The organism is Stenotrophomonas sp. TWI1151 (assembly GCF_039673135.1).
Lineage (GTDB): Bacteria > Pseudomonadota > Gammaproteobacteria > Xanthomonadales > Xanthomonadaceae > Stenotrophomonas.
The window spans coordinates 397,006-416,605 of the sequence record NZ_JBDJLA010000001.1 but is presented as its reverse complement, the minus strand read 5'-3'; the positions used below and the strand labels follow the sequence as shown (position 1 = coordinate 416,605).

The following is a 19,600-nucleotide window of genomic DNA, read 5'->3' as shown; positions in this document are numbered from 1 at the left end:
CAGCCGCAAAAGCTGCCCCGGCTGATCGTTGCGCTGGGAGTGGGCCAGATCATTGCGTGGGCCAGCAGCTATTACCTGTTGGCCATTCTGGCGCTTCCCATGTCCAGAAGCACTGGCTGGTCGCTGGGGCTGTTGGTCGGAGGCCTCTCCGCTGGGCTGGTCACAGCCGGACTACTCGCTCCTCTGGCCGGTCGGACCATCGACAGGCGGGGAGGGCGGACCGTACTGGCGGTCAGCTCCGTAGTGTTTGCCATGGGCCTAGCGGTGCTGGCCACGTCACACTCCCCAACTACCTATTACCTTGGCTGGGTGGTACTGGGCGTTGCCATGTCTGCGGGCCTGTATGACGCTGCGTTCTCGACACTGGGACAGCTGCTCGGGGCAAACGCGAAGCGATCCCATGCCCAACTGCCGTTGGCGGCGCGCCTCGAGCACGTCGCGAAGATTGATAACGCTGGAATCCTTGTGCCGCAATGGTTCCGAGGCGCGACGACCTGGCACTTTGGAACGCGGCCGGGCTTCTTCCATCATTAGCCGCCATTCCCGGGCAATGTTGCAGGTCAGCGACCACCACGTCATATCGCAGGGTTCAAGCTGGTGACCCTCCGGGGTGAACATGTGGCCGGCCTGAAAACCGAAACCGGCACAAGGGCCGGTCAAGTTGATTCGTTCGTGCGGGTCCATCTCGCTCATGCTGCGATCTCGTCCTTGCTGGGGGAACGAGCAGGGAAGCAAGAGCCGAGCCAAAGGCCCAGCCATTGCCAGCAAGAGCCCACGAAATAGGTCATGCAAGCGCGCAGCCTGCGGCCAGCCGTGCCGATTACGGCATTTCGCATAATGTATATTATGTTAAACGTCGGCCGGTACTACGCAGGCCTGATTCGCCTTCTGCTTGTCGGCTTTCCTAATTGTTGTCAATTTTACCCTTAACCCTGCCAGCCATTGATTTCATTGAGGTTTTTGTTACTCAGATGACAGCATCTAGGGAAACAGAGTGGCCGCATAAGAGCGTTCGCCCAGGCGCCTTCTCCATAGTTCCGAGTGCCTGTAAGGCACCCCGAAGAAATTGGGGTACGCTCTGACAATGGACAAGCCCGATGCCCGACCCACCGAATTTGGCTCTGCTGAGGACTTTGCTGAAAAGGCAAAGAGCCACACTCAGTGGTTCCAGGCAAAGGTCGAGCGCGCCCTGGCTGACAGTAGGCCGACGATTCCGCACGACCAAGTGATCACTGAAGTACGCGCCGCAATCGCCGCTGCCGCGAAGCCGAAGACACTCACGTGAGCCTATGGTGCCTTGGCCGTGGCCTTCTTAGCTCGTTTTGAAGCTTTCTTAGGAGATTTTTGAGCTTGCTGATTTCGCCGAAGCGCTGCCTCGAATTCGGCGGGCAGACTTTGGAGCCTCGCAAGTTGCTCCTCAAGCGCGGCGCTCCTTCCGCGCTGGTTGTCCGCCTCAGCGGTTGCCGAACTGGCTGCGGCTTGCGCTCGCTCCACGGCATGCCGGAGGTCCGCCTCAACGCCGGCGTGTTTCTTTACCGTCGCAGCAAGCTGCGCTTGCAGCAGTCTGACTTCTTGCCGGGCCTGATCTACGTCTCGTAGCGCTCGATCCTCGGCAGATCTGACGTACTGGCCAAGCGATTCTCGCTCAGATCTCGCCAACTCCTGGACTTCCTGCACCCTAGCGTCGAGTGAATCCCGCGCTGCCTCCAGCAGTTCCACACGCTGATGACTGGATTTCAGTTGTTGCTTCAGCTCGCCGATCTGGGCATGGAGTTGCTCCACTAGTCTCTGAAGCTCTGTCGCACGTGCAGTGGCAAGCTTCTCCGAAAGATCGGCTGCCTCTGAAAGAGAGCGTATCTCGCTCGCCTGTTTTTCTAACTCCTCCTGCTGACGGTGGTGCTCTTCGCGCTCAGCTGAGAGCTCCCGCCTGGCCTCGGCCAGATCTACCAGGGCCGCCTCTCGAGCATGCTGTAGGGCCAGTGCCCACCACTGCCCGGCGATCTCCGCAAGAACGGCGGGAGCGTCCTTCAGATCTGGTCGCTCCGGCTGCAGGCGAGTGCCTAGATTCTTCCACCAAGTCTCCAGCCAGCGCGTCACCGTGTTGGGTGACCCCGTACCAAGGTGGCCGCGGATGCGCTCTACCGTTGGTCGCTCGCCGCTGGCGACCAGTTCGTCAGCAGCCGTGTGAACGTCGGATTCGGTGATGCCGCGAGCCATAGAATTGCCTCCTGTATGGGCACCCTGCCCCTTTGATTCCGTACTGGCGATAAGTGATGATTATCGCGAGTAGGAACGTAAGCTCATAGCGTACATTACATAATATGAAGCATAATTCCACCATGTCGACCTTGCCGTCGACGGTCGCGCATCTGGTTTTGCCAGAGCAACTAGCCCAGCAAGCCGACGAGGCGGTGCGCGAACTGCTGGCCGAAGCAGCTGCGGCCAACACTACCCGTAGCTATGCCACTGCCCTGCGCTACTGGGCCGGTTGGCACCAGGGGCGCTACGGGATCGAGCTGGCGCTGCCGGTCAGTGAGGCTGTGGTGCTCCAGTTCCTGGTTGACCATATCCAGCGCAAGAGCAAGGCCGAACTGGTCAGCGAGCTGCCGTCGGCGCTAGACCAGGCGCTCGTGGCCGCAGGGCTCAAGGCTAGGATCGGGCCGTTGAAGCTGTCGACCGTGGTCCAGCGCGTGGCCGTGCTGTCCACTGCCCACAAGCTCAAGCGGCTGGCAAATCCTTGCGAGTTGCCTAGTGTCCGCACCCTGCTCAGCCGCGCCCGACGTGCTGCGGTGAAACGGGGGGAGCGGCCGACCAAGAAGACCGCCATTACCCGTGCCGAGCTCGAGGCCATGCTGGCCACCTGCGATGACACCTTGGAGGGCCTGCGCGACCGCGCCCTGCTCTGCTTCGGCTTTGCCAGCGGCGGGCGCCGGCGCAGTGAAATCGCGGCCGCGGATATGCGGGACCTGCGCAGGGTCGGTGAGGACGGCTACATCTACCGGCTGGAGTACTCCAAGACCCAGCAGGCGGGGGTCAGGACGGATTCGACCCCTGACAAACCGATTCTGGGGCGCAGTGCTGAAGCGCTCGCGGCCTGGCTCGATGAGGCAGAAATCCGGGAAGGGGCGATCTTCCGGCGGATTTGGAAGGGACGGGTCGGCCCTCCCCTGCTCCCAGGTTCCATAGCGACGATAGTTAAGCGGAGGGCTAGTTTGGCAGGTCTAGAGGGGGACTTTGGGGCACACAGCCTGCGTTCCGGCTTCGTGACCGAGGCAGGCAGGCAAGGTGTGCCTCTGCCGGCTGTAATGGCGATGACCGAACACCGGTCGGTGGCGAGCGTGATCGGGTACTTCCAAGCCGGAGCAGCGGAAGACAATCCCGCAGCGCGGCTGCTGAGGTAGGCGCATCGCCCGATCTAGACGCCGCCTTTGTGTGTTCAAATTGCAGCCGGAATGATGAACATTAGTCCCTAAGAGAAATTTATGACAGTGCAAGAATTGGCCACTGAGCTGAAGGATGCGCGCAGGCAGGTAGTCACTGATGGCTACGATATGTCTTTGGGTGAGCTTGCCTCAATGTACAGGGCGCGAGAATTAGTAATTGACCCAAACTATCAGCGGCTCTTTCGATGGCATCCATCACAACGCACTCGTTTTATCGAATCCCTGCTTCTCGGAATCCCTGTTCCACCAATCTTCGTCTTCCAACGCGAGTCAGGCGTGTGGGAGCTTATTGACGGACTGCAGCGCCTTTCTACAGTGTTGCAGCTGATGGGAGAATTGCGTCATCCCGACGAAGGGCTCTACCCGCCTCTGACCCTCGAAGGGACAAACTTGCTCCCCGGCTTGGCGGGAATGAAGTGGAGCCAGGAGAACGTCGCCGCGGCGGACCTGGCGTTCGACATCCCTATGCAGCTCGAGTTGAAACGCGCTCGTATGCGAGTCGAAATTCTAAGGAAGGAGAGTGATGAAGATGCCAAGTATGAGCTCTTCCAGCGGCTAAATACGGGTGGCTCACATTTGAGCGAGCAGGAAGTAAGAAATAGCGTACTCGTTATGCTCAATTCGCAGTTCTACGATTGGCTGGTCCAACGTACAACGCTGCATGCCTTTTCGCAAACTGTCCAGCTCACTCCGAAGCAGCACGAGGAGCAGCAGGCAGTTGAGATCGTGCTGCGCTTTTTGGCATATCGCCGCCACCCTTATAAGAGGGGGCTGGATGTGAACGAGTACTTGGACGTCGCCGCTCGTCAGCTGGTGAAGCTCGATGACCGCGCTTTGAACGAGGAGCTCAATATGTTCGATTGGACGTTCAATAGTCTCTTTGAGTTGTGCGGCACTGAAGTATTCAAGCGCTGGGATGGTCAGCGTCACTTGGGGGGGTTCTCGATATCTGCGTTCGATGCCATCGCGTACGGCGTGGCGGTTAATCGTGACGCAATTGAAGCAATTCCTGCCCAAGATCGCCGCGACTGGTTCGTTAACCGTGTTCGCGGCCTCTGGGGCGACCAGACCTTCCAGGCTAATTCTGGTTCTGGCGTGCGAGGGACCACGCGCATGACAAACCTCCTTCCGTATGCGGCTCAGTATTTTCAGCCATGACTTTGGGACTTCGGACCGCTGCCATGCTGCTTGACCATCTTGACCAAGATATGGCCTGGAGGATCAAGGAAATTCATCAGTTCAAATCTGCGGTGGACCAAGCAAGAGGACGCAATGTCGAAGCGCACATTCGCGCCGGCGTTTCGATGCTATATGCGCACTGGGAAGGCTTCATTAAGGGATCTGCCAATGCTTACGTCAACTATCTGTCATACCGCTCAGACCACAATCGATCCCTAAAGCCCTGCTTCATTGCACTGGCAATGAAGGCTCGGCTTGCGTCCGCGGGCGAATCAGCCAAGTCCGACGTCGCGGTCGAGGCCGTTTCCTATCTGCTGGGAGAGCTAGACCGGCCTGTGCGACTTCCTCGTGAAGATGTCATTAGTGCGGAAAGCAACCTAAGCTCTAAAGTTTTTGTGAACATTTCTGGTTGGATTGGTATTGACCATGCTCAGTACTCAACTCGATTTCCCTTGATCGACAATGTGCTTCTGAAAAGCAGAAATAGTATCGCGCATGGTCAGTATCTAACCATTACACCCCTGTCGTTCCAGAGTTTGATCGACGAGGTGCTGGAGATGCTGCGCTGGTTCAAAACTGACATTGAGAATGCAGTGGTCAATCAATCATTCTTGGCTGCATAGTTGCGGTAGCACCAGTATCTCGCGACCCATAGTGCTCGCTTCAACTTCCCTTGCATCAGGAGAACAGGATGTCTAGCCTGCCAGTCACCGATACGATCGCCCACGCCCTGATGCAACTTGTGGATGATTCAAACAATGGTGGCGCATATAGAGAGCCTTCTCACGCCGACATCGAATTTCACGTAAATCAGGCCGGATTGGGAGAGTTTGACCCGAAACAACAGGGACAGCTTATAGGCAAGGCCAAAAGAGTTCGTGCCGTGCTTTACGCCGCTATGGACACCAACCCACAAGCTGCAAGTCGCTTTGCTTCCGGCTTGCTTGCAAAGGTCCGCGCATGTGGCGGCTTCCGAACCGAATCCACGAACTACGTGGGCCGCGAGGCGGTCGAGAATGCCAAGGCTGCCTTCGATGCGGAAGGATTTGTGCTGACCGATCAAGGTTCACTCGAACCCAAACTGCTTTCCTCTCTTACCGGCTTGCAACTAACCGATGCGTTAGCCGCCTACGCTAGGCGTGCCCAGAAAGGCGCGGAAGATGCAGCCCTTGTCACTGGCACCGGCAAAGACTTGACTGAGGCTACAGCGGCGCATGTTCTTACAACGCTCCAAGGGGGATATCCAAGTGGCGCGAACTTCCAAGCGTTGCTTGGCATGGCTTTTGTCGCGCTTGAGCTTGCAGTGCCCGAACTGCCTGAGCAACCTGGCGAGCCAGCAATTAGACTGATGGAACGTGGGCTCTTTCAGGCTGCCATGGGAGCAAATCGCGTCCGCAACAAGGAGGGAACTGGCCATGGTCGACCATGGGTGCCTGCGCTCTCTGACGAGCAGGCTAAGGCAGCGGTTGAAGTTATGGGGACGGTTTCAGCCTATTTGCTTGCGAGACTACAAAGGCGCGAGCGTCGCCCTGCAGCGCTCTGACGATCCGGTGGCGATCATGACACCGCTTGTGATCGCGCCTTTTTCCTGCTTAGATCCTCTTCGTACCCTCGATAAATCCCTCTAATCCTAAAACTGGATAGCGGCTCCCCTGTCCTATCCGGTGGGCCAAGGTCCGCTTTCGGCCAGAAGCGGACCACTGACCACCCACTCCGCTCAGATTCCGGCGAGCACGCCCGGATCACCGGTCCTCCAGACGTTGTCCACTATCACATGCTTGATCTCCCACCCCGCGTCGCGGCGGGCCAAGAAAACGTCATAGCGGTTCTTCATCAGATACTGGCGTGTGCCGTCGACCCTCGATACGTGCTGCGCTTCGACCAACACATCCACCCGGGCCGTATCACCGTCCACCGCCACCCTCGGGTTGCTGAACGAGTGGGAGGTATCGAGCCCGTTGAGCGAAGTGGACAGCGCCTCGACGATGGTTTCCCGCCCCTGCAGCACCGGGTACTCGAAGCCCGCCTTTGCGCCAGCGGGGCGGAAGTCGGAGATGGCGTCCTCTGTAAAGGCCGACGAGAGCAGCTTGCGGTCGCGAAGATCGATACCTGCGGCGAAGCGGTACAGCGTGTCGACCACGGCATGTATGTCGTGAAGAGTATCGGGAGCGTTGAGGTGCAGCGACATGAAGTGGATTCCTTAGCGAGCCGTGGGGGTGGTTGGGTCAATGAGAGTGATACGGGTGTCGGCGATGGTCTCAGCGAAGCCGCTGCCGAATACACCTACAGGCGTCTGGAAGCCTGGACGCGCCTCCCCTGCCAGCACACGGCGCGCAGCCACGACCGCGGCAAGGGGAGTGAAGCTGTAGCCGTTCACCGTATCCAGCACTGCGCGGGTTACGGTACCGTTGGCGCCGACTACCTCTACCGCTGCCTGGTACCGGTTGTCGGTGCGCTCCTGCGCGGTGGGACCATCCGGCAGTGCATCGATGCCGCCTTCGGGGAAAGCGCTGCCAGAAACATGTACGTAGGTTTCGATATCGCCCACCCCGGTTTGCCGGGCGATGGTGATCAGGTCAGGCAGCGTCACTGGAAAGCAACTCACCGGCCCGTTGCCGAAATCGATGTCGCGCAGCGCGTCCGGGGCACGTGCCGTGAGCACATCGTCCTTGCGCATAAGGCACGTGGCCGTTACGTGTTGGCTGGCGCTGATAGCCGATCCGCGCGACATCGAACCTGCTACATGCAACGCGATACGGATGGCCACCGGTGACGGCACACGCTCCACGGCACGCGCGGCCAGGCTGCCAAGCATCGCCACGCTGCCCCCGCTGCCCGGCATCAGCATTACCCCGGCCTTTGCGGCGTTCAGGTCATGGCGCTCGGCCAACTGGTAGCTGTCCAGCTCGGCGGCAATATCCAGGTAGTGGACGCCGGCGCGCAGGCACGCCTCGATCAGCGCTCCTGCGGTATGCGCGAACGGACCTGCGCAGTTAAGCAGCACCGCGATATCCTGCAATCCGTAGTCCACATCGGCAGCGGAATCCAGCGCGAACACGCGGTACGCCACGCCAAGGCGTGTGGCCAGCGCCTGCAGCGGAGCTTCGTCGCGCCCTGCCAATACCAGCTTCAGCCCAGCTTCCTTCGCGTGTGCTGCAGCCATGCGCCCGGTGTAGCCGGATGCACCGTAGATCATCAATGTTTTCATGGTGTGTTCCTCGCCACCCTATTCGAGTGAGGCGTCAATGCGGGAGATGCGGCCTGCGGAATCCACGGCCACCAGAAGCAATCCGATCTCGTGACCGAAATCGCCGGTGAAATCGACCCGGACGCGTGCACGTACATCGCCAAGACCTTCCAGCGACAGCAGCCGGGTGACCGTGTGGTAACCCAGGAAGTACCTTTCCAGATAGTCGCGCACCCCGGCATGCTTGTTGAAGGTGGATCCGGTGGAAGGGTCATCGATCACTGCCGTCGTGCTGAACAACGCCAGGGCCCGTTCGATATCGAAGGCGTTCGTGGCGTTGATGAAGGCCACCACTGTGGCCTGCAGGGGGTGCGACTCGACGCCGTCATTCATGGCCGTGCTGCCAGCTCTTGTAGACGAACTCCAGGCTGTAGCCATCCGGATCGCGCACCTGCGCGGCGTAGTAGCGGGGGTCGTAGTGCAGCTGCGGGCCGGGCGGATGGATCTCGCTGGCGCCGGCGGCCATCGCGGCGGCATAAGCCGCGTCGACCATCGCGCTGGAATCCGCCACGAATCCAATATGTGCCGCCTGCGCTGCCGCCACGCCCTGGCGCAGCCAGAAGAAGACCCGGCCGCCTGCGCCGAAGCCCTTCAGGTCCGGGTGGCCGGGTGGGCCCTGCCGGCCGTCGTAGTCGAGCCGGTTGACGATTCCCAGCGGGGCCAGCGCGGCCGTGTAGAACGCGACCGAGCGGGTGGTGTCAGTGACAGTGAGGAAAATGTGGTCGAGCATGTCGTACTCCCGTTGCGAACTAGATGTTGTAGCCGCCTGCAACTTCAATGGTCTGCGCATTGACCCAGGCCTGCTCATCACCGAGCAGCCCAGCGATTACGCGGCCCACGTCGTCCGGCTCGCCTACCCGGCCCAGCGCCGTCTGCGCGGCCAGCAGGGCTTCGAACTCATCATTGAGGCCGCCGCCCAGTTCGGTACGGATCGCCCCGGGTGCGACGGCGTTGACGCGGATGCGGCGCTCGCCGAACTCCTTGGCCATGTAGCGGGTAAGCACCTCCAACCCGCCCTTGAAGGCGGCGTATGGCGCCACCCCGGCGGTGGCCACACGCGTGGTGGCACTGGTGACGTTGACGATGCTCGCGCCAGTACCCAGCAGCGGCAGCAGTGCCTGGGTAAGGAAGAACGGCCCCTTCAGGTGCACGTTGAACAGACCGTCGAACTGTTCCTCGGTCACCGTCTCTATCGGATTGAACAGCCCGAACCCGGCGTTGTTCACCAGGCCATCCAGCGCGGAGGCGCCCCAGGTGCCCTGCAAGGTGTCCTTCACCTGCGCGGCAAACGCCGCAAAGCTGCCGGTTTTGCCCACATCCAGCTGCAGGGCCACTGCCGTACCGCCCTCTGCCTGGATGCGCTCCACCACCTGCTGGGCAGCATGGGGCTGGGCGTTGTAGGTGAGGACGACGCCCATGCCGCGCTGCGCGCAGTGCAACGCGGCGCTGGCACCAATGCCACGGCTGCCGCCGGTGATCAGTACATTTTTCATGCAGGTACTCCTGTGCAGTGAAGGGTGATCCACAGGCTAGGCTCGCTGGCCGTGGAGCGCCGCCCTGATCCTCGCTATTTCCTGCCTATTCCTGCTCCTCGCCTTGCCAGCCCGCTCCGGTGGGTGTCCAATGTGGCCATGGAAAACGCACTGGATGAACTGCGCCGGCTCGCGGCGCATGCCGAAAATCGCCGCACTGATACGGGTATTCCCCGTGTGGCCATGGTGCAGGGGGAGATCCCGGAGCATGCCTTGGCGGCCGTATACGAGCCGATGATCAACCTGATCCTGCAGGGCACCAAATCCATGACGGTGGGTGAGAAGACGCTCCACTACGACCCCGCCACTTATTTCATCATGTCCGTGGACCTACCGGCGGTGGGTGCCGTGCACCCGGCCAGCAGCGGCGAACCGTACCTGGCGGTGAGCCTCACGCTGGACCCGAGCATCCTCGCAGCGCTGCTGTGCGACACCACCGATGCCGCCACCGGGCGCGGCGAGCCCTCCACCCAGACCGAGGCCTTCAACGTCGCTGCCGTCACCCCGGAGCTGATGGATGCGTGGGTGCGCATGCTGCGCCTGATGGAACGCCCCGGCGAGATACCTGCACTGGCCCCGGCCTACGAGCGCGAGATCCTGTACCGCGTGCTGCAGGGACCACACGGATGCATGCTGCGACAGTTGGCCACGCCGGATTCGGCGCTGGCGCGTATCAGCAGCGCGATCCAGCGCATCCGTAGCGACTACGCCAAACCGCTTCGAATCGCCGCCTTGGCCGAACAGGTGGCAATGAGCGAGTCGGCCTTCCACCGTCACTTCAAGTCCGCCACCGCACTGAGTCCGCTTCAGTACCAGAAGCAGCTGCGCCTGCTGCAGGCACGCCAGCTGTTGACGGCGCATGGCAAGAGCGTGACCGCGACCGCGCTTGATGTGGGCTACGAAAGCCCGACGCAGTTCAGTCGAGAGTACGTACGCGCGTTCGGTCTGCCGCCTTCCCGGGACGCTGCACGCATCATGGCGAGCGTCCGCGGACCTGCACTCGCCTAGCCGGCGGGTGCAGCCCTGCCCCCGGTCAGCTCTGGGAAGCGCCACCGTCAGCAAACAGCTCTACGCCATTGACGTAGCTGGCTGCATCACTTGCCAGGAACGCGACGGCCGACGCGATTTCCTCCGGCTCGCCGATGCGGCCCAGCGGACTTTTTGCCGTCAGAAACGCCATGCCCGCCTCGGCATCGTCTCCGAAAGCTTCGCGCAGCGATGGCGTATTGGTCGGCCCAGGGCTCAGGATATTGATCCGGATCCCCGTCCCTTTGAGTTCGGCCGTCCAGCTCCGGACCATGTTGCGAACTGCCGCCTTGGTACCGCCGTAGATGCTCATGGTAGGGCCCGGATCCATGGAGGACGTCGACCCGATGATCACCACGCTCGATCCGGAGCCAAGCAGGGGCAGCGCACCCTGCAGCGTCAGCACTACGCCCTTTACGTTGGTCGAGAACTGCTGGTCGATCTGCTCCTCGGTGATCTTTCCAAGTGGTGCATGTACACCACCACCTGCGTTGGCCACCAGCACGTCGATCCCGCCGAAAAGCCGTTTCACCTCGGTATACAGCGCCTCCAGGCTGGACGCGCTGCTGACGTCGGCGACCAGCCCGACCGCGTTTTCGCCCAGCGTGGCAAGCGCTTCATCCAGTACCTGCTGGCGCCTGCCTGTGATGACCACCCGGGCCCCCTCCTGCGTCAGCCGTTTGGCGATCGCCAGGCCGATTCCACTGCCACCGCCAGTCACAACAGCTGTTTTATTGTTCAAGTTGTACATTGCACGCTCCGCGTTGTAGTGATCACTAATCTAGTATATAGTGACCACTAAAGCAACGGACGCAAACATGCCACTGCGTCCTCGCAACACTTCGCCACCCACGCAGCTACGCCGACGTCGGAGGAAACCATGAGCCAGAAACTTCCAGGATCGACCCGCTTCAAGGATTCGCCTTCGTCGGCGCGGCCATCACGGCGCCCCTTTGACCGCGAGGCGGGCGTTCTCATCGCAAAAGATCTTTTCCACGAACGGGGATATGACGCGGTGGGCATCTCCGAGCTCGTCCGCGCGCTCGACATCAATCCACCGAGTCTGTACGCCGCCTATGGAAACAAGGCTGGCCTGTTCGAGCGATGTCTAGCGGTTTATGTGGAAGAGGCGAACCTGCCAGCAGACAGGATCCTGACGCCTGATCGGCAGCTGGGTGAGGCCATCAGCGACCTCCTGCTGCATGCCGCAGCCCTCTATACCAGATCGAAATCCCGGCGTGGCTGCATGGCGGCCGAAGGGATGCGCGCTGATGATCCGCAGGCGCGTGCATTGGCCGGTGCCTACGCGGACGCCTCTGCCACCTTCATCGAGCATTACATCAGCCGGTCAGAGCCGCAGCGTGCGCGCGAACTGGCCGATTACGTCGTGACGACATTGCAGGGCTTGTCTGCTTCGGCACGCGCCGGATTGTCCAGGCCCCGAGTGACTTCGGTCGCCAAACTTGCCGGCCTCGCCTTCGAAACGTTCTTAGCTACCTCGGAGCAATCCACGTCATGACGATCCTTGATCACATTGAGTTTGCGGTCAGCGATGCTGAGACATCCCGGCGCTTTTACGAAGCCGCCCTGGCTCCTCTAGAAATCCTCCTCGTCATCACCATTGGCCCCGAGCGCACTCGCACCGGCGGCTCCCGCCATGGTTTCGGCAAGGAGGGCTATCCATGCCTATGGATTCACGACCATGAGGCACCGGGGACGGGCACGCACATCGCGTTCGCGACCGACAGCCGGGCAGCCGTCGACGCATTCCACCGTGAGGCGGTGGCCGCTGGTGGTGTCGACAATGGGCCACCTGGCATACGGCTGCAGTATCACCCGCACTACTACGCCGCCTACGTGCTGGACCCAGATGGCGTCAACGTGGAGGTGGTCTGCCAACGTCAGTCCTGACCGTGCAGAAGCTTCCTGCCTTGGTGATCAGCAGTATCTGCTCCCGCATGTTTAAGGAACTAGTAGGAATAGTTGGACTAAGGGCTTTCTCTAGCAAACGGGGACGCGCGGGCGACGGTGTGGTCTCGTCAACCTTAGTCGTGATCTGGAGCCCTGATCCATTGCTCGGGGAACGCTTGCTTCTGCCAGTAGCGAAACTCCGCCTACCCCCGATAAACATCCCTAACCGATCCCGTTGAGCGAGAAAGCTAAGACCGAGCCTGCACCCCATTTTGGCCAGCGGACGCCCCGACACTTGAGACAGGCGCGGCGAGTGACCAAGGGTGCATCCAAATAGGGGCGCCTGTTGCCTCGTCACCAAAGCGATAAAATTGGATAGCAGGTCCCTTGTGCTATCCGTGGGGCCAAGGTCCACTTCTGGCCACGAGCGGATCCCAGGTAGTCCGCCGGGAACTGGCCGCCTGTGTGGAGCGCCATCGCATTGGGTGGCATGGGTGGCATGGCTGAGGGTCATGCGCTCGCTCATCTGAACCCTCTGCACCTTCGATCTCCCCCGGGGGTACTAGAGTCTAGTTGAGTTATTCCGGCTGGATAACACCGCGCAGGGAATCGATACCGTGTCCAGTCTCTTGTCATCAGCCATGGTCATCCCGTGAGCGCCCTTGGAAGCATTTGGGCGGTCGGCGTCACTGGCGCCGTGTCACTGCATCGCTAAGTCCGCGGCCGAGGTAAACAATGACGGCCGAACGGTGTGGGGGCCATAGGCCATCTCGCCTGCGGCTGCGATGACCTCCAACAGGCGGGGCGCAACAGGGCCAACAGCCTTCCGTACTCCGATGAAGTGGACCCACGAGCCCTCCACCTCCACCTTTGCTCCGGCGAGCTCTGGGCACTGACTCACTAATTCTCGGAGGTTCTGGACCCAATCCTCGCAGGGGAGCGCGTCCAGCTGGACCACGGTGGTGCCATCGCCCACGTACAGATCAGCCATCTCCATTCGAGTTACACGCGGCGTTGCTGCCGTAAATTGTGGATAAGCGCTCATACGTTTCTCCTGACAAGGTTGAAGACGAATATCCGCTCCACAGACGGCACGGGGTGTCAGCGTGGCGTCAAGGGTCCGTCAAACCGATGGAGTTCCTAGCCGTCAAGCGGAACGGGTAAGTCACCCGTGCCGAAAACACATCGTCGTGCGAGCGGCTTTTCTAGAATTTCCGGACCAACCGATGCTTGACCTGTCAGGAGGAATCGCTATGAGCTATAGACGCAGCCGGCCCTTCAAAATCGAAAGTTCGACCTCACCATGGACGTGACGGTCTGGCATGTCCTGTACGTGCTCTGGTTGGCCGCGGGCGCCATGGACTTCTGGCTGCACAGCGCCAGCAGTATCGAATCCACCTCGGGCATTCCAGAGTCAAGGCTGCACTTGGCTCAGATTGCGATCCTCGGGTTGGCGACGGTTCTTTGGCTGGGATTCCGAGCCTCGCATGGGCTTTTCGCCATCCTCTTGGCACTGGTGTGCCTGCACGCAATAACAGGCTACTGGGACACGCGGGTGGCCTATCCCAAGCGCGCGATTCGCCCGTTGGAGCAGCACGTCCACAGTGTTCTGGACTTAGCGCCGTGGGTCGCGACAGGTGCCGTTTACTGGTCACTGCCTAGCGCCCATGTCGGACCAGTCTTGGCATTTGACCCTGCCCCAGCCGGCCTATGGGCCTTTGCACTTGTGCCCGCAATCCTTCTGGTGGTCTTGCCGGCTCTGGGTGAACTCCGTCGATGCTTTAGCTATCGACGGACAAGATAAGCCGGGCGCCCCGACGCCCTGTCGGAGAGTGGAAGCCCCTCCGACGGGGCGTCGGCGATGATGAGCGGGACTTTACTTCTTCGCCTCAACACCGGGGGCAGCATCGCGCACCAGGAATTCCTCGGTAACTTCCGGCAAATGCGTTCCAAGCCAGTCGGCCATCGCCTCTTCCTGGACCAAAATTTCCTCACACACGCGTGCCGTTTCCGGGTCACCGGCGGTCTTGGCTGCCGCGATCAACGCGGTATAGGAGGCAATTTCAAAATGCTCGAACACGTAGCCGGCCATCGCGCCTTTCACGATTTCGTCGGATGCGGTCATCCCACCCAGCGCCTGGCCGAATGCGGCCATTTTTCCCATCACGTCTTTGATGGTGGATGGAGAGCCGCCGAGGCGCTTGATGCAGCCCTCGAGCAGCTCTCGTTGTCCGATCGTCTCTTGGATGTGCTCTTCGATCCGCGCCTTCAGCACGGGATAGTGCTCAATACGGGACGCCTGCCCCTTCAACATCGTCTCCGCCTGCTGCTCCATTGCATGGGCGTCGCGCAGCCAGTCAAGCAGGTTCTCTTTGGGTTCGGCCATGGAAATCTCCTGGTTGGACAAGGGAGAACGCACCCTATCCAGCGAGGCATCGCCGGGAGGCGATGGTTGGGTGAAGACCAGGCGAAGTCATAAGACCCGGTCAGGCCGATAGCTCCCCTTGAAGCTCAGTGATCGCGCGATGGATGTCTTTCAGACGGAACGGCTTCTCCATTACGGGGGCGCGCTTAAAGCGCTCAGGCAAAGTGGTTTTACCAAACCCCGTTGTAAAGACAAACGGAATTCCGCGCTCCATCAGAACGTCTGCAACGGGGAAGGACTCTTGCCCATGCAAATTGACATCCAGCATTGCCACATCGAACGCGACGCTTTTCGCACGCTCTAGAGCGTCTGGCAAATACTCCGCCTTCTCAACGACTGCGTAACCAAGGGTCTTGATCGATTCCTCGAGCACATACATCAAGCTCGGCTCATCCTCTACCAGGAATACACTCACTGCTCCCATTCCGTCTGCCATACGGCCACCCTCCCGCGTGTCGCGTTCTGTCCATGCAGATACAGTGTGACCATGACGCAGCATCAGTGTGTAAAGGCCACATCAAAGCGAGCACGGGAGCACGCATTTTTACGATTTCTTTACAAACCATCCCTTAGGGTGACGCGATGCCGGGGAGATGGACGTGACACAGTTGGAACACCCCAAAGACGTGTTGAATGACGAGTCCCGACAGTTCGCCCTCTTGGTCAACTCCGTCACTGACTATGCAATTTACATGCTTGACGAGCATGGCGTAATTCGGACTTGGAACCCGGGCGGGCAGCGGATCAAGGGCTACACCGCCCAAGATGTCATTGGAACAAATTTCTCCCGGTTCTACCTCCCCGAGGATGCCGCTGCGGGCGTGCCTCAGCGCAACCTGCGGACAGCAGCCGCGGAGGGACGGTGTATCGAGGAGGGGTGGCGGGTCCGGCAAGACGGTTCACGCTTCTTGGCAAGCGTAGTGATCGATCCCATCTGGATCGACGGCACGTTGGTGGGATACGCCAAAGTGACCAGAGACATCACTGAGCGTCATGACGCTCAAGAGCGGCTAGAAAAGGTCCAGCACAGCCTGCTGCAAGCACAGAAAATGGAAGCCATCGGCAAGCTGACCCTTGGATTGGCCCATGACTTCAATAACCTCCTGACCATCATTGTCAACTGCCTTGACCTCATCAGCTTGAGGGTTAAGGACGGCCCTGCGTCGAAGCTGATAGAGACGGCCCTACGGGCGGCGGAGCGTGGGGCGCTGCTCTCGCGACAACTACTGACGTTTGGCCGAGGCCAGAAGCTGTCTCCCGAACCCTTGAATGTCGCCGCCGCGCTGCGAGAATCCCATGAACTCTTGCAGCGTTCGGCGGGAGACGGGGTCGAGGTGACCTTCGACCTCGACCAGCATCTCCCCTTGGTATTCGTCGACAAGGCACAACTTGAGGCAGCGGTCCTAAACCTCGTGTGCAACAGCCGCGATGCGATGCCCGACGGCGGCACTATCACCATCTCAGCCAGCGCCAAGGAGACCCTCGATCCTGCCTCAGAGGGTCACGCCCCTGCGCCTCACGTCTGCGTGACCGTTGCGGATGATGGTGAGGGCATTCCAATCGCCCAGCAGGCACGCGTGTTCGAACCATTTTTCACCACAAAGCCCGTGGGACGGGGCAGCGGTCTAGGGCTTAGCCAGGTGTTTGGTTTCACGAAACAATCAGGCGGCTTTCCCCAACTGAACAGCGTTCCGGGAAAAGGGACCCGCATCGTGCTTTGCTTTCCTATCCACGAGCCTTGATATGCCCATTAATTTGCTGTTCGTTGAAGACGAAGCCGATTTGCGCTCGGTGGTGACCCAAGCGTTGTCCGATCAGGGTTTCGCGGTCACTCCCGCATCCGATGGAATAGAAGCGATCGCCCAGTTGAGGGGTGAAACGCAATACGCCGTGGTGGTTACGGATGTCAGCATGCCGGGTGGTGTTTCAGGCCTTGAGGTGGCGGCTGCGGTCGCCGAAACGCAGCCCGGCGCCCGTGTGTTGGTGGTGTCCGGGCTCCAGCGCTCCCAGCTCCCCCCCATTCCTGCGTCCGTGCGTTTTCTGCCGAAGCCTTACCGCTTCAAACAGCTCATCACTGCGATCCACGAACAATTGAATTGAGCCACGAATCCATCGCCTATCGGCGCGTGCATGTCAACGCAGAGCCAAAAGCCCTTGGCTCGACGTTGACACGTCGAAGAGGACGATTCGATTCTCTCCGCAACTTCATTAGTTCATGACCCGTCCGGCTGAATCTGAATCAGGCAGTGTCATTTTGGTAGTCGAGGACGAGATCGAGCTCTCCAGGCTTTTTGTCGAGGCTTTAGGCGATGCGGGATTTCGGGTCGTGCCTGCGTATTCTGTTGCCGATGCGCTAAGCTCCCTTGCCAGCCACACCGTTGATGCGGCCATTTTGGACGTTGAGCTGCGAGACGGGCCGGTGTTCCCTGTTGCAGATCAAATGGCGGCTCGTGGAATCCCGTTCTTATTCGCTTCCGCTGTCTACTTTCAAGCGGTTCCGAAGCGGCATCAGGGCGCGCCATTTGTCACCAAACCGTTCAGTGTCAAAGAGCTTCTGCACCTGGTGAGTAGGCTCAGGCCCTAGTGCAGCTATGGCGATTCAGGGCGCACATGAGCATCCCTGCTCCCACGTGCAACTTGGGGCTATTCGTAGATGCTCCAACTTTGCCCTCGTCCCGCTTTTCCACCTTGTGGACGAATGCCCCTCGCCCAAGATGGTCACGCGAGACCATGCACCCCCGGACTGCCGGGAGCTTGGAGAGCACCGGACATTGTCCCCGCATACGGAGACCGGGCAGCGGAGCCATCCACCTGGGGTCTGGACTTCCTCTGGCCTCAGCGTCATCGCACCAGTTCCCGCGATGGTAACAACGCCCCACCCGCTTCGAGCACTTCGCGTTCCAAGGCACGCAGGAAGCCACTGAACCCGTGAGGTGCCCTGGCTGACCGGCGGGCACTCGTGGTGACGACTGGTCGAGCTCGCCAAGCGATGCTGGCCCCCGAGCGCTGAAGCGCCTGAGCCAGCGCCACATCCTCCCCCGTGAACAGCGGTGAGAAGCCGCCCACCTCCCGATAGGCCGCAGCACTGACACCCATGTTGGCACCGTGGATATGGCGATGGCCTTCGCGCGCATGCTCGCGCCTAGCGAATGCTTGGCGCACGGCAGCCGGGTAATCAAGCCAGTCACGCACCTCCACTACGCCGCAAAACGCATCGGCCCCACAGCTTGCTTGTTTCCAGAGCCAGTCAAACGGGACGTGCGTATCGGCGTCAGTGCTGGCTATCCAGCGCGCACCCAAGCCAAGGGCATGGCTGGCAGCCGCCGCACGTGCCACGCCCACGCACCGTGCCTCAATCGAGATGGCCACGGCACCGTGGTGCAAACATACGTCTGGCGTTTTATCGGTGCAGGCATCGAGCGCCACGACTGCCACTACGGGCTCGCCTCGAAGTCCAGGATGCCTGGCGGCCACGGTGATTGATTCCAGGCAGCGGCCAATGTCTGCTGCCTCATTGTGGGCCGGAACTATCACTGCGATCACCGCAGGCCCTCCCTGGTCGGTCCATGCATCGTAAGGTCCTCCGTCCGTTGCGACGAACAGATACCCGCGTCAACGTAGCCAGACGGTGACCGCGGCGTCGTGAAAATGTGGAGTCCGCCCAAACGCCGTTCTCATGGCGGCGGGAGCAGCATAGAGGTTGACACCAACACGGAGCGACCCATGAGCAAACTGCCCCTTAATCCCGGCGCCGACGTGGATGACCAGGATAAAGCGCACACCCCGGACAAGCTCCGGAACGATGACGCCACGTGGAAAGACAAGGACATGCCTGAGGCGGAGCACACCGCCAAACCGGAAGATTACGAGCGTCCGGCAAAGCCCTGAGGGCCGGCTCCGGCGATTCCACCCTATTCAGGAGAGCCAGATGGCCTTGATCCATTCGATTTTGATGGGAGCCGTCGCAGGAATGCGCGCGATGACCCCCTTGGCCGCGGTGACCAACGCCGCGCGGAGCGGTAACTTGCCGGCCGATAACGGTGCCCCTCGCCTTCTGGCCAACAAGCTCGCTTCCGCAGGGATGCTCGCGTTGGCAGGCGGTGAGCTCGTTGGTGACAAGATGAAAACGGCCCCCGACCGCATCGTTCCGGCAGGCATGGTTGCGCGCGTCGCTACCGGGATGATTGCAGGCGCAGCGCTCGCTCCCCATCGGCAGCGAAAGCTGGGCGCGCTTCTGGGTGCAGGCGCCGCCGTTGGTATGGCCTACGTGACCTTCAACCTGCGCATGCGGGCGATCGCCCGCTACGGTCAAAGCAGCACCGGCGCCGTGGAAGACGCCATTGCCGTCGGCAGTGCTGCCCTCATCACACAATGGGCTGCCGGGGGCGCCAAGCCAAGGGGACGTCGCGGATGAACCTCAATGAGCGGACGTCCCTCGGTCGGCGGTGCTGGGCTATCGCCGAGGGCTACATCCCTGCGTGGAGCAACGGGCCGGAACCAGAGCTGCAAAGCCACGAGACCTGCTGCATCCTCAACACCGGTTCCACCGATGCGGCGATCACCCTGACGCTGTATTTCGAGGATCGCGACCCGCAGGGCCCTTACCGCTTCACCGTCCCCGCCCGGCGCACGTGTCACAAGCGCTTCAACGATCTCGAGGTGCCTGCCCCGGTGCCCCGTGGCGTGGGTTTTTCGTGCGTCATCGAATCCGATGTTCCGGTCGTCGTCCAGCACACCCGGCTTGATTCACGCCAAGCCGAGAACAGCATCATGACGACCATCGCCTACCCGCTCTGACCCTCCGGTCGATCCGACCCCTGCACATCGCATCGACACC

At 60.8% G+C, this 19,600-nt stretch carries 26 protein-coding genes; 14 read left to right on the top strand and 12 right to left on the bottom strand.

What is annotated here, in order from left to right:
• Window positions 1–276: 276 nt before the first annotated feature.
• On the bottom strand, window positions 277–693 hold the full coding sequence (locus tag ABE422_RS01845; RefSeq protein WP_346467099.1) for a hypothetical protein: 417 nt from the start codon (window positions 691–693) through the stop codon (window positions 277–279).
• A gap of 391 nt (window positions 694–1,084) precedes the next feature.
• Between ABE422_RS01845 and ABE422_RS01840 the strand changes: the two genes are divergently transcribed.
• A complete protein-coding gene (locus tag ABE422_RS01840) occupies window positions 1,085–1,285 on the top strand; it encodes an antitoxin (protein WP_282262339.1) in 201 nt (66 codons plus the stop codon).
• Window positions 1,286–1,287: 2 nt separating this feature from the next.
• On the opposite strand, the gene ABE422_RS01835 is transcribed toward ABE422_RS01840, so the two are convergent.
• On the bottom strand, window positions 1,288–2,217 hold the full coding sequence (locus ABE422_RS01835; RefSeq protein WP_282262341.1) for a DNA-binding protein: 930 nt from the start codon (window positions 2,215–2,217) through the stop codon (window positions 1,288–1,290).
• Between the two features lie 122 nt (window positions 2,218–2,339).
• On the opposite strand from ABE422_RS01835, the gene ABE422_RS01830 reads away from it, so the two are divergent.
• The 4 genes from ABE422_RS01830 to ABE422_RS01815 all read left to right on the top strand — a co-directional run bounded on the left by ABE422_RS01830 (window position 2,340) and on the right by ABE422_RS01815 (window position 6,165).
• Window positions 2,340–3,401 (top strand): site-specific integrase, encoded by a 1,062-nt coding sequence (locus tag ABE422_RS01830; protein WP_346467100.1) that lies wholly within the window; start codon window positions 2,340–2,342, stop codon window positions 3,399–3,401.
• 81 nt (window positions 3,402–3,482) lie between these two features.
• Window positions 3,483–4,601 carry a DUF262 domain-containing protein gene (locus ABE422_RS01825; RefSeq protein WP_346467101.1) on the top strand — a complete coding sequence of 373 codons (1,119 nt, stop codon included), beginning with the start codon at window positions 3,483–3,485 and terminating at the stop codon, window positions 4,599–4,601.
• A gap of 23 nt (window positions 4,602–4,624) precedes the next feature.
• Window positions 4,625–5,245, top strand: coding sequence for an MAE_28990/MAE_18760 family HEPN-like nuclease (locus tag ABE422_RS01820; RefSeq protein WP_346467102.1), 621 nt, complete (start codon window positions 4,625–4,627; stop codon window positions 5,243–5,245).
• Window positions 5,246–5,313: 68 nt separating this feature from the next.
• On the top strand, window positions 5,314–6,165 hold the full coding sequence (locus tag ABE422_RS01815) for an abortive infection family protein (protein ID WP_346467103.1): 852 nt from the start codon (window positions 5,314–5,316) through the stop codon (window positions 6,163–6,165).
• Between the two features lie 174 nt (window positions 6,166–6,339).
• On the opposite strand, the gene ABE422_RS01810 is transcribed toward ABE422_RS01815, so the two are convergent.
• From ABE422_RS01810 to ABE422_RS01790, 5 genes are read right to left on the bottom strand one after another with little or no spacing between them, the layout of a single operon-like run.
• Complete coding sequence (locus ABE422_RS01810) at window positions 6,340–6,810, bottom strand: nuclear transport factor 2 family protein (RefSeq protein WP_313212626.1); 471 nt, start codon at window positions 6,808–6,810, stop codon at window positions 6,340–6,342.
• Between the two features lie 12 nt (window positions 6,811–6,822).
• Window positions 6,823–7,818 carry a saccharopine dehydrogenase NADP-binding domain-containing protein gene (locus tag ABE422_RS01805; RefSeq protein WP_346467170.1) on the bottom strand — a complete coding sequence of 332 codons (996 nt, stop codon included), beginning with the start codon at window positions 7,816–7,818 and terminating at the stop codon, window positions 6,823–6,825.
• A 30-nt stretch (window positions 7,819–7,848) separates the two neighbouring features.
• Window positions 7,849–8,202, bottom strand: coding sequence for a nuclear transport factor 2 family protein (locus ABE422_RS01800; protein WP_346467104.1), 354 nt, complete (start codon window positions 8,200–8,202; stop codon window positions 7,849–7,851).
• On the bottom strand, window positions 8,195–8,599 hold the full coding sequence (locus ABE422_RS01795; RefSeq protein ID WP_313212623.1) for a VOC family protein: 405 nt from the start codon (window positions 8,597–8,599) through the stop codon (window positions 8,195–8,197). The genes ABE422_RS01800 and ABE422_RS01795 overlap by 8 nt, the downstream gene beginning before the upstream one ends.
• Window positions 8,600–8,618: 19 nt before the next feature.
• Window positions 8,619–9,362, bottom strand: a complete 744-nt coding sequence (locus ABE422_RS01790; protein WP_313212622.1) for an SDR family oxidoreductase — start codon at window positions 9,360–9,362, stop codon at window positions 8,619–8,621.
• Window positions 9,363–9,500: 138 nt separating this feature from the next.
• Between ABE422_RS01790 and ABE422_RS01785 the strand changes: the two genes are divergently transcribed.
• Entirely contained in the window at window positions 9,501–10,409 is a 909-nt protein-coding gene (locus ABE422_RS01785) for an AraC family transcriptional regulator (protein ID WP_192083500.1), read from the top strand.
• A gap of 25 nt (window positions 10,410–10,434) precedes the next feature.
• On the opposite strand, the gene ABE422_RS01780 is transcribed toward ABE422_RS01785, so the two are convergent.
• Window positions 10,435–11,178 (bottom strand): SDR family oxidoreductase, encoded by a 744-nt coding sequence (locus ABE422_RS01780; protein ID WP_192083499.1) that lies wholly within the window; start codon window positions 11,176–11,178, stop codon window positions 10,435–10,437.
• 129 nt (window positions 11,179–11,307) lie between these two features.
• Here ABE422_RS01780 and ABE422_RS01775 point away from each other — a divergent pair, with 129 nt between their 5' ends.
• Together ABE422_RS01775 and ABE422_RS01770 are read left to right on the top strand one after the other, a co-directional pair.
• On the top strand, window positions 11,308–11,946 hold the full coding sequence (locus ABE422_RS01775) for a TetR/AcrR family transcriptional regulator (RefSeq protein ID WP_192083498.1): 639 nt from the start codon (window positions 11,308–11,310) through the stop codon (window positions 11,944–11,946).
• Complete coding sequence (locus ABE422_RS01770; protein ID WP_192083497.1) at window positions 11,943–12,338, top strand: VOC family protein; 396 nt, start codon at window positions 11,943–11,945, stop codon at window positions 12,336–12,338. The genes ABE422_RS01775 and ABE422_RS01770 overlap by 4 nt, the downstream gene beginning before the upstream one ends.
• 700 nt (window positions 12,339–13,038) lie before the next feature.
• Here ABE422_RS01770 and ABE422_RS01765 read toward each other — a convergent pair.
• The 3 genes from ABE422_RS01765 to ABE422_RS01755 all read right to left on the bottom strand — a co-directional run bounded on the left by ABE422_RS01765 (window position 13,039) and on the right by ABE422_RS01755 (window position 15,178).
• On the bottom strand, window positions 13,039–13,383 hold the full coding sequence (locus tag ABE422_RS01765) for a hypothetical protein (RefSeq protein ID WP_346467105.1): 345 nt from the start codon (window positions 13,381–13,383) through the stop codon (window positions 13,039–13,041).
• An 831-nt stretch (window positions 13,384–14,214) separates the two neighbouring features.
• Window positions 14,215–14,724, bottom strand: coding sequence for a ferritin-like domain-containing protein (locus ABE422_RS01760; RefSeq protein WP_313212620.1), 510 nt, complete (start codon window positions 14,722–14,724; stop codon window positions 14,215–14,217).
• Between the two features lie 100 nt (window positions 14,725–14,824).
• Window positions 14,825–15,178, bottom strand: coding sequence for a response regulator (locus ABE422_RS01755; RefSeq protein WP_019184262.1), 354 nt, complete (start codon window positions 15,176–15,178; stop codon window positions 14,825–14,827).
• A gap of 184 nt (window positions 15,179–15,362) precedes the next feature.
• On the opposite strand from ABE422_RS01755, the gene ABE422_RS01750 reads away from it, so the two are divergent.
• The 3 genes from ABE422_RS01750 to ABE422_RS01740 all read left to right on the top strand — a co-directional run bounded on the left by ABE422_RS01750 (window position 15,363) and on the right by ABE422_RS01740 (window position 17,347).
• A complete protein-coding gene (locus ABE422_RS01750; RefSeq protein ID WP_346482336.1) occupies window positions 15,363–16,505 on the top strand; it encodes a PAS domain S-box protein in 1,143 nt (380 codons plus the stop codon).
• 1 nt (window position 16,506) lies between these two features.
• Window positions 16,507–16,863 carry a response regulator gene (locus ABE422_RS01745; RefSeq protein WP_282261692.1) on the top strand — a complete coding sequence of 119 codons (357 nt, stop codon included), beginning with the start codon at window positions 16,507–16,509 and terminating at the stop codon, window positions 16,861–16,863.
• Between the two features lie 115 nt (window positions 16,864–16,978).
• Window positions 16,979–17,347 (top strand): response regulator, encoded by a 369-nt coding sequence (locus ABE422_RS01740; protein ID WP_282261695.1) that lies wholly within the window; start codon window positions 16,979–16,981, stop codon window positions 17,345–17,347.
• A 257-nt stretch (window positions 17,348–17,604) separates the two neighbouring features.
• On the opposite strand, the gene ABE422_RS01735 is transcribed toward ABE422_RS01740, so the two are convergent.
• On the bottom strand, window positions 17,605–18,306 hold the full coding sequence (locus tag ABE422_RS01735; protein WP_282261697.1) for a glycosyltransferase: 702 nt from the start codon (window positions 18,304–18,306) through the stop codon (window positions 17,605–17,607).
• A gap of 180 nt (window positions 18,307–18,486) precedes the next feature.
• Here ABE422_RS01735 and ABE422_RS01730 point away from each other — a divergent pair, with 180 nt between their 5' ends.
• From ABE422_RS01730 to ABE422_RS01720, 3 genes are read left to right on the top strand one after another with little or no spacing between them, the layout of a single operon-like run.
• Window positions 18,487–18,651: a hypothetical protein gene (locus tag ABE422_RS01730; RefSeq protein ID WP_282261698.1), complete on the top strand. Its 165-nt coding sequence runs from the start codon at window positions 18,487–18,489 to the stop codon at window positions 18,649–18,651.
• Between the two features lie 40 nt (window positions 18,652–18,691).
• Complete coding sequence (locus ABE422_RS01725) at window positions 18,692–19,177, top strand: DUF4126 domain-containing protein (RefSeq protein ID WP_282261699.1); 486 nt, start codon at window positions 18,692–18,694, stop codon at window positions 19,175–19,177.
• Entirely contained in the window at window positions 19,174–19,560 is a 387-nt protein-coding gene (locus ABE422_RS01720) for a sensory rhodopsin transducer (RefSeq protein WP_313218350.1), read from the top strand. Before ABE422_RS01725 ends, ABE422_RS01720 begins: the two co-directional genes overlap by 4 nt.
• The last annotated feature ends 40 nt before the right edge of the window (window positions 19,561–19,600 follow it).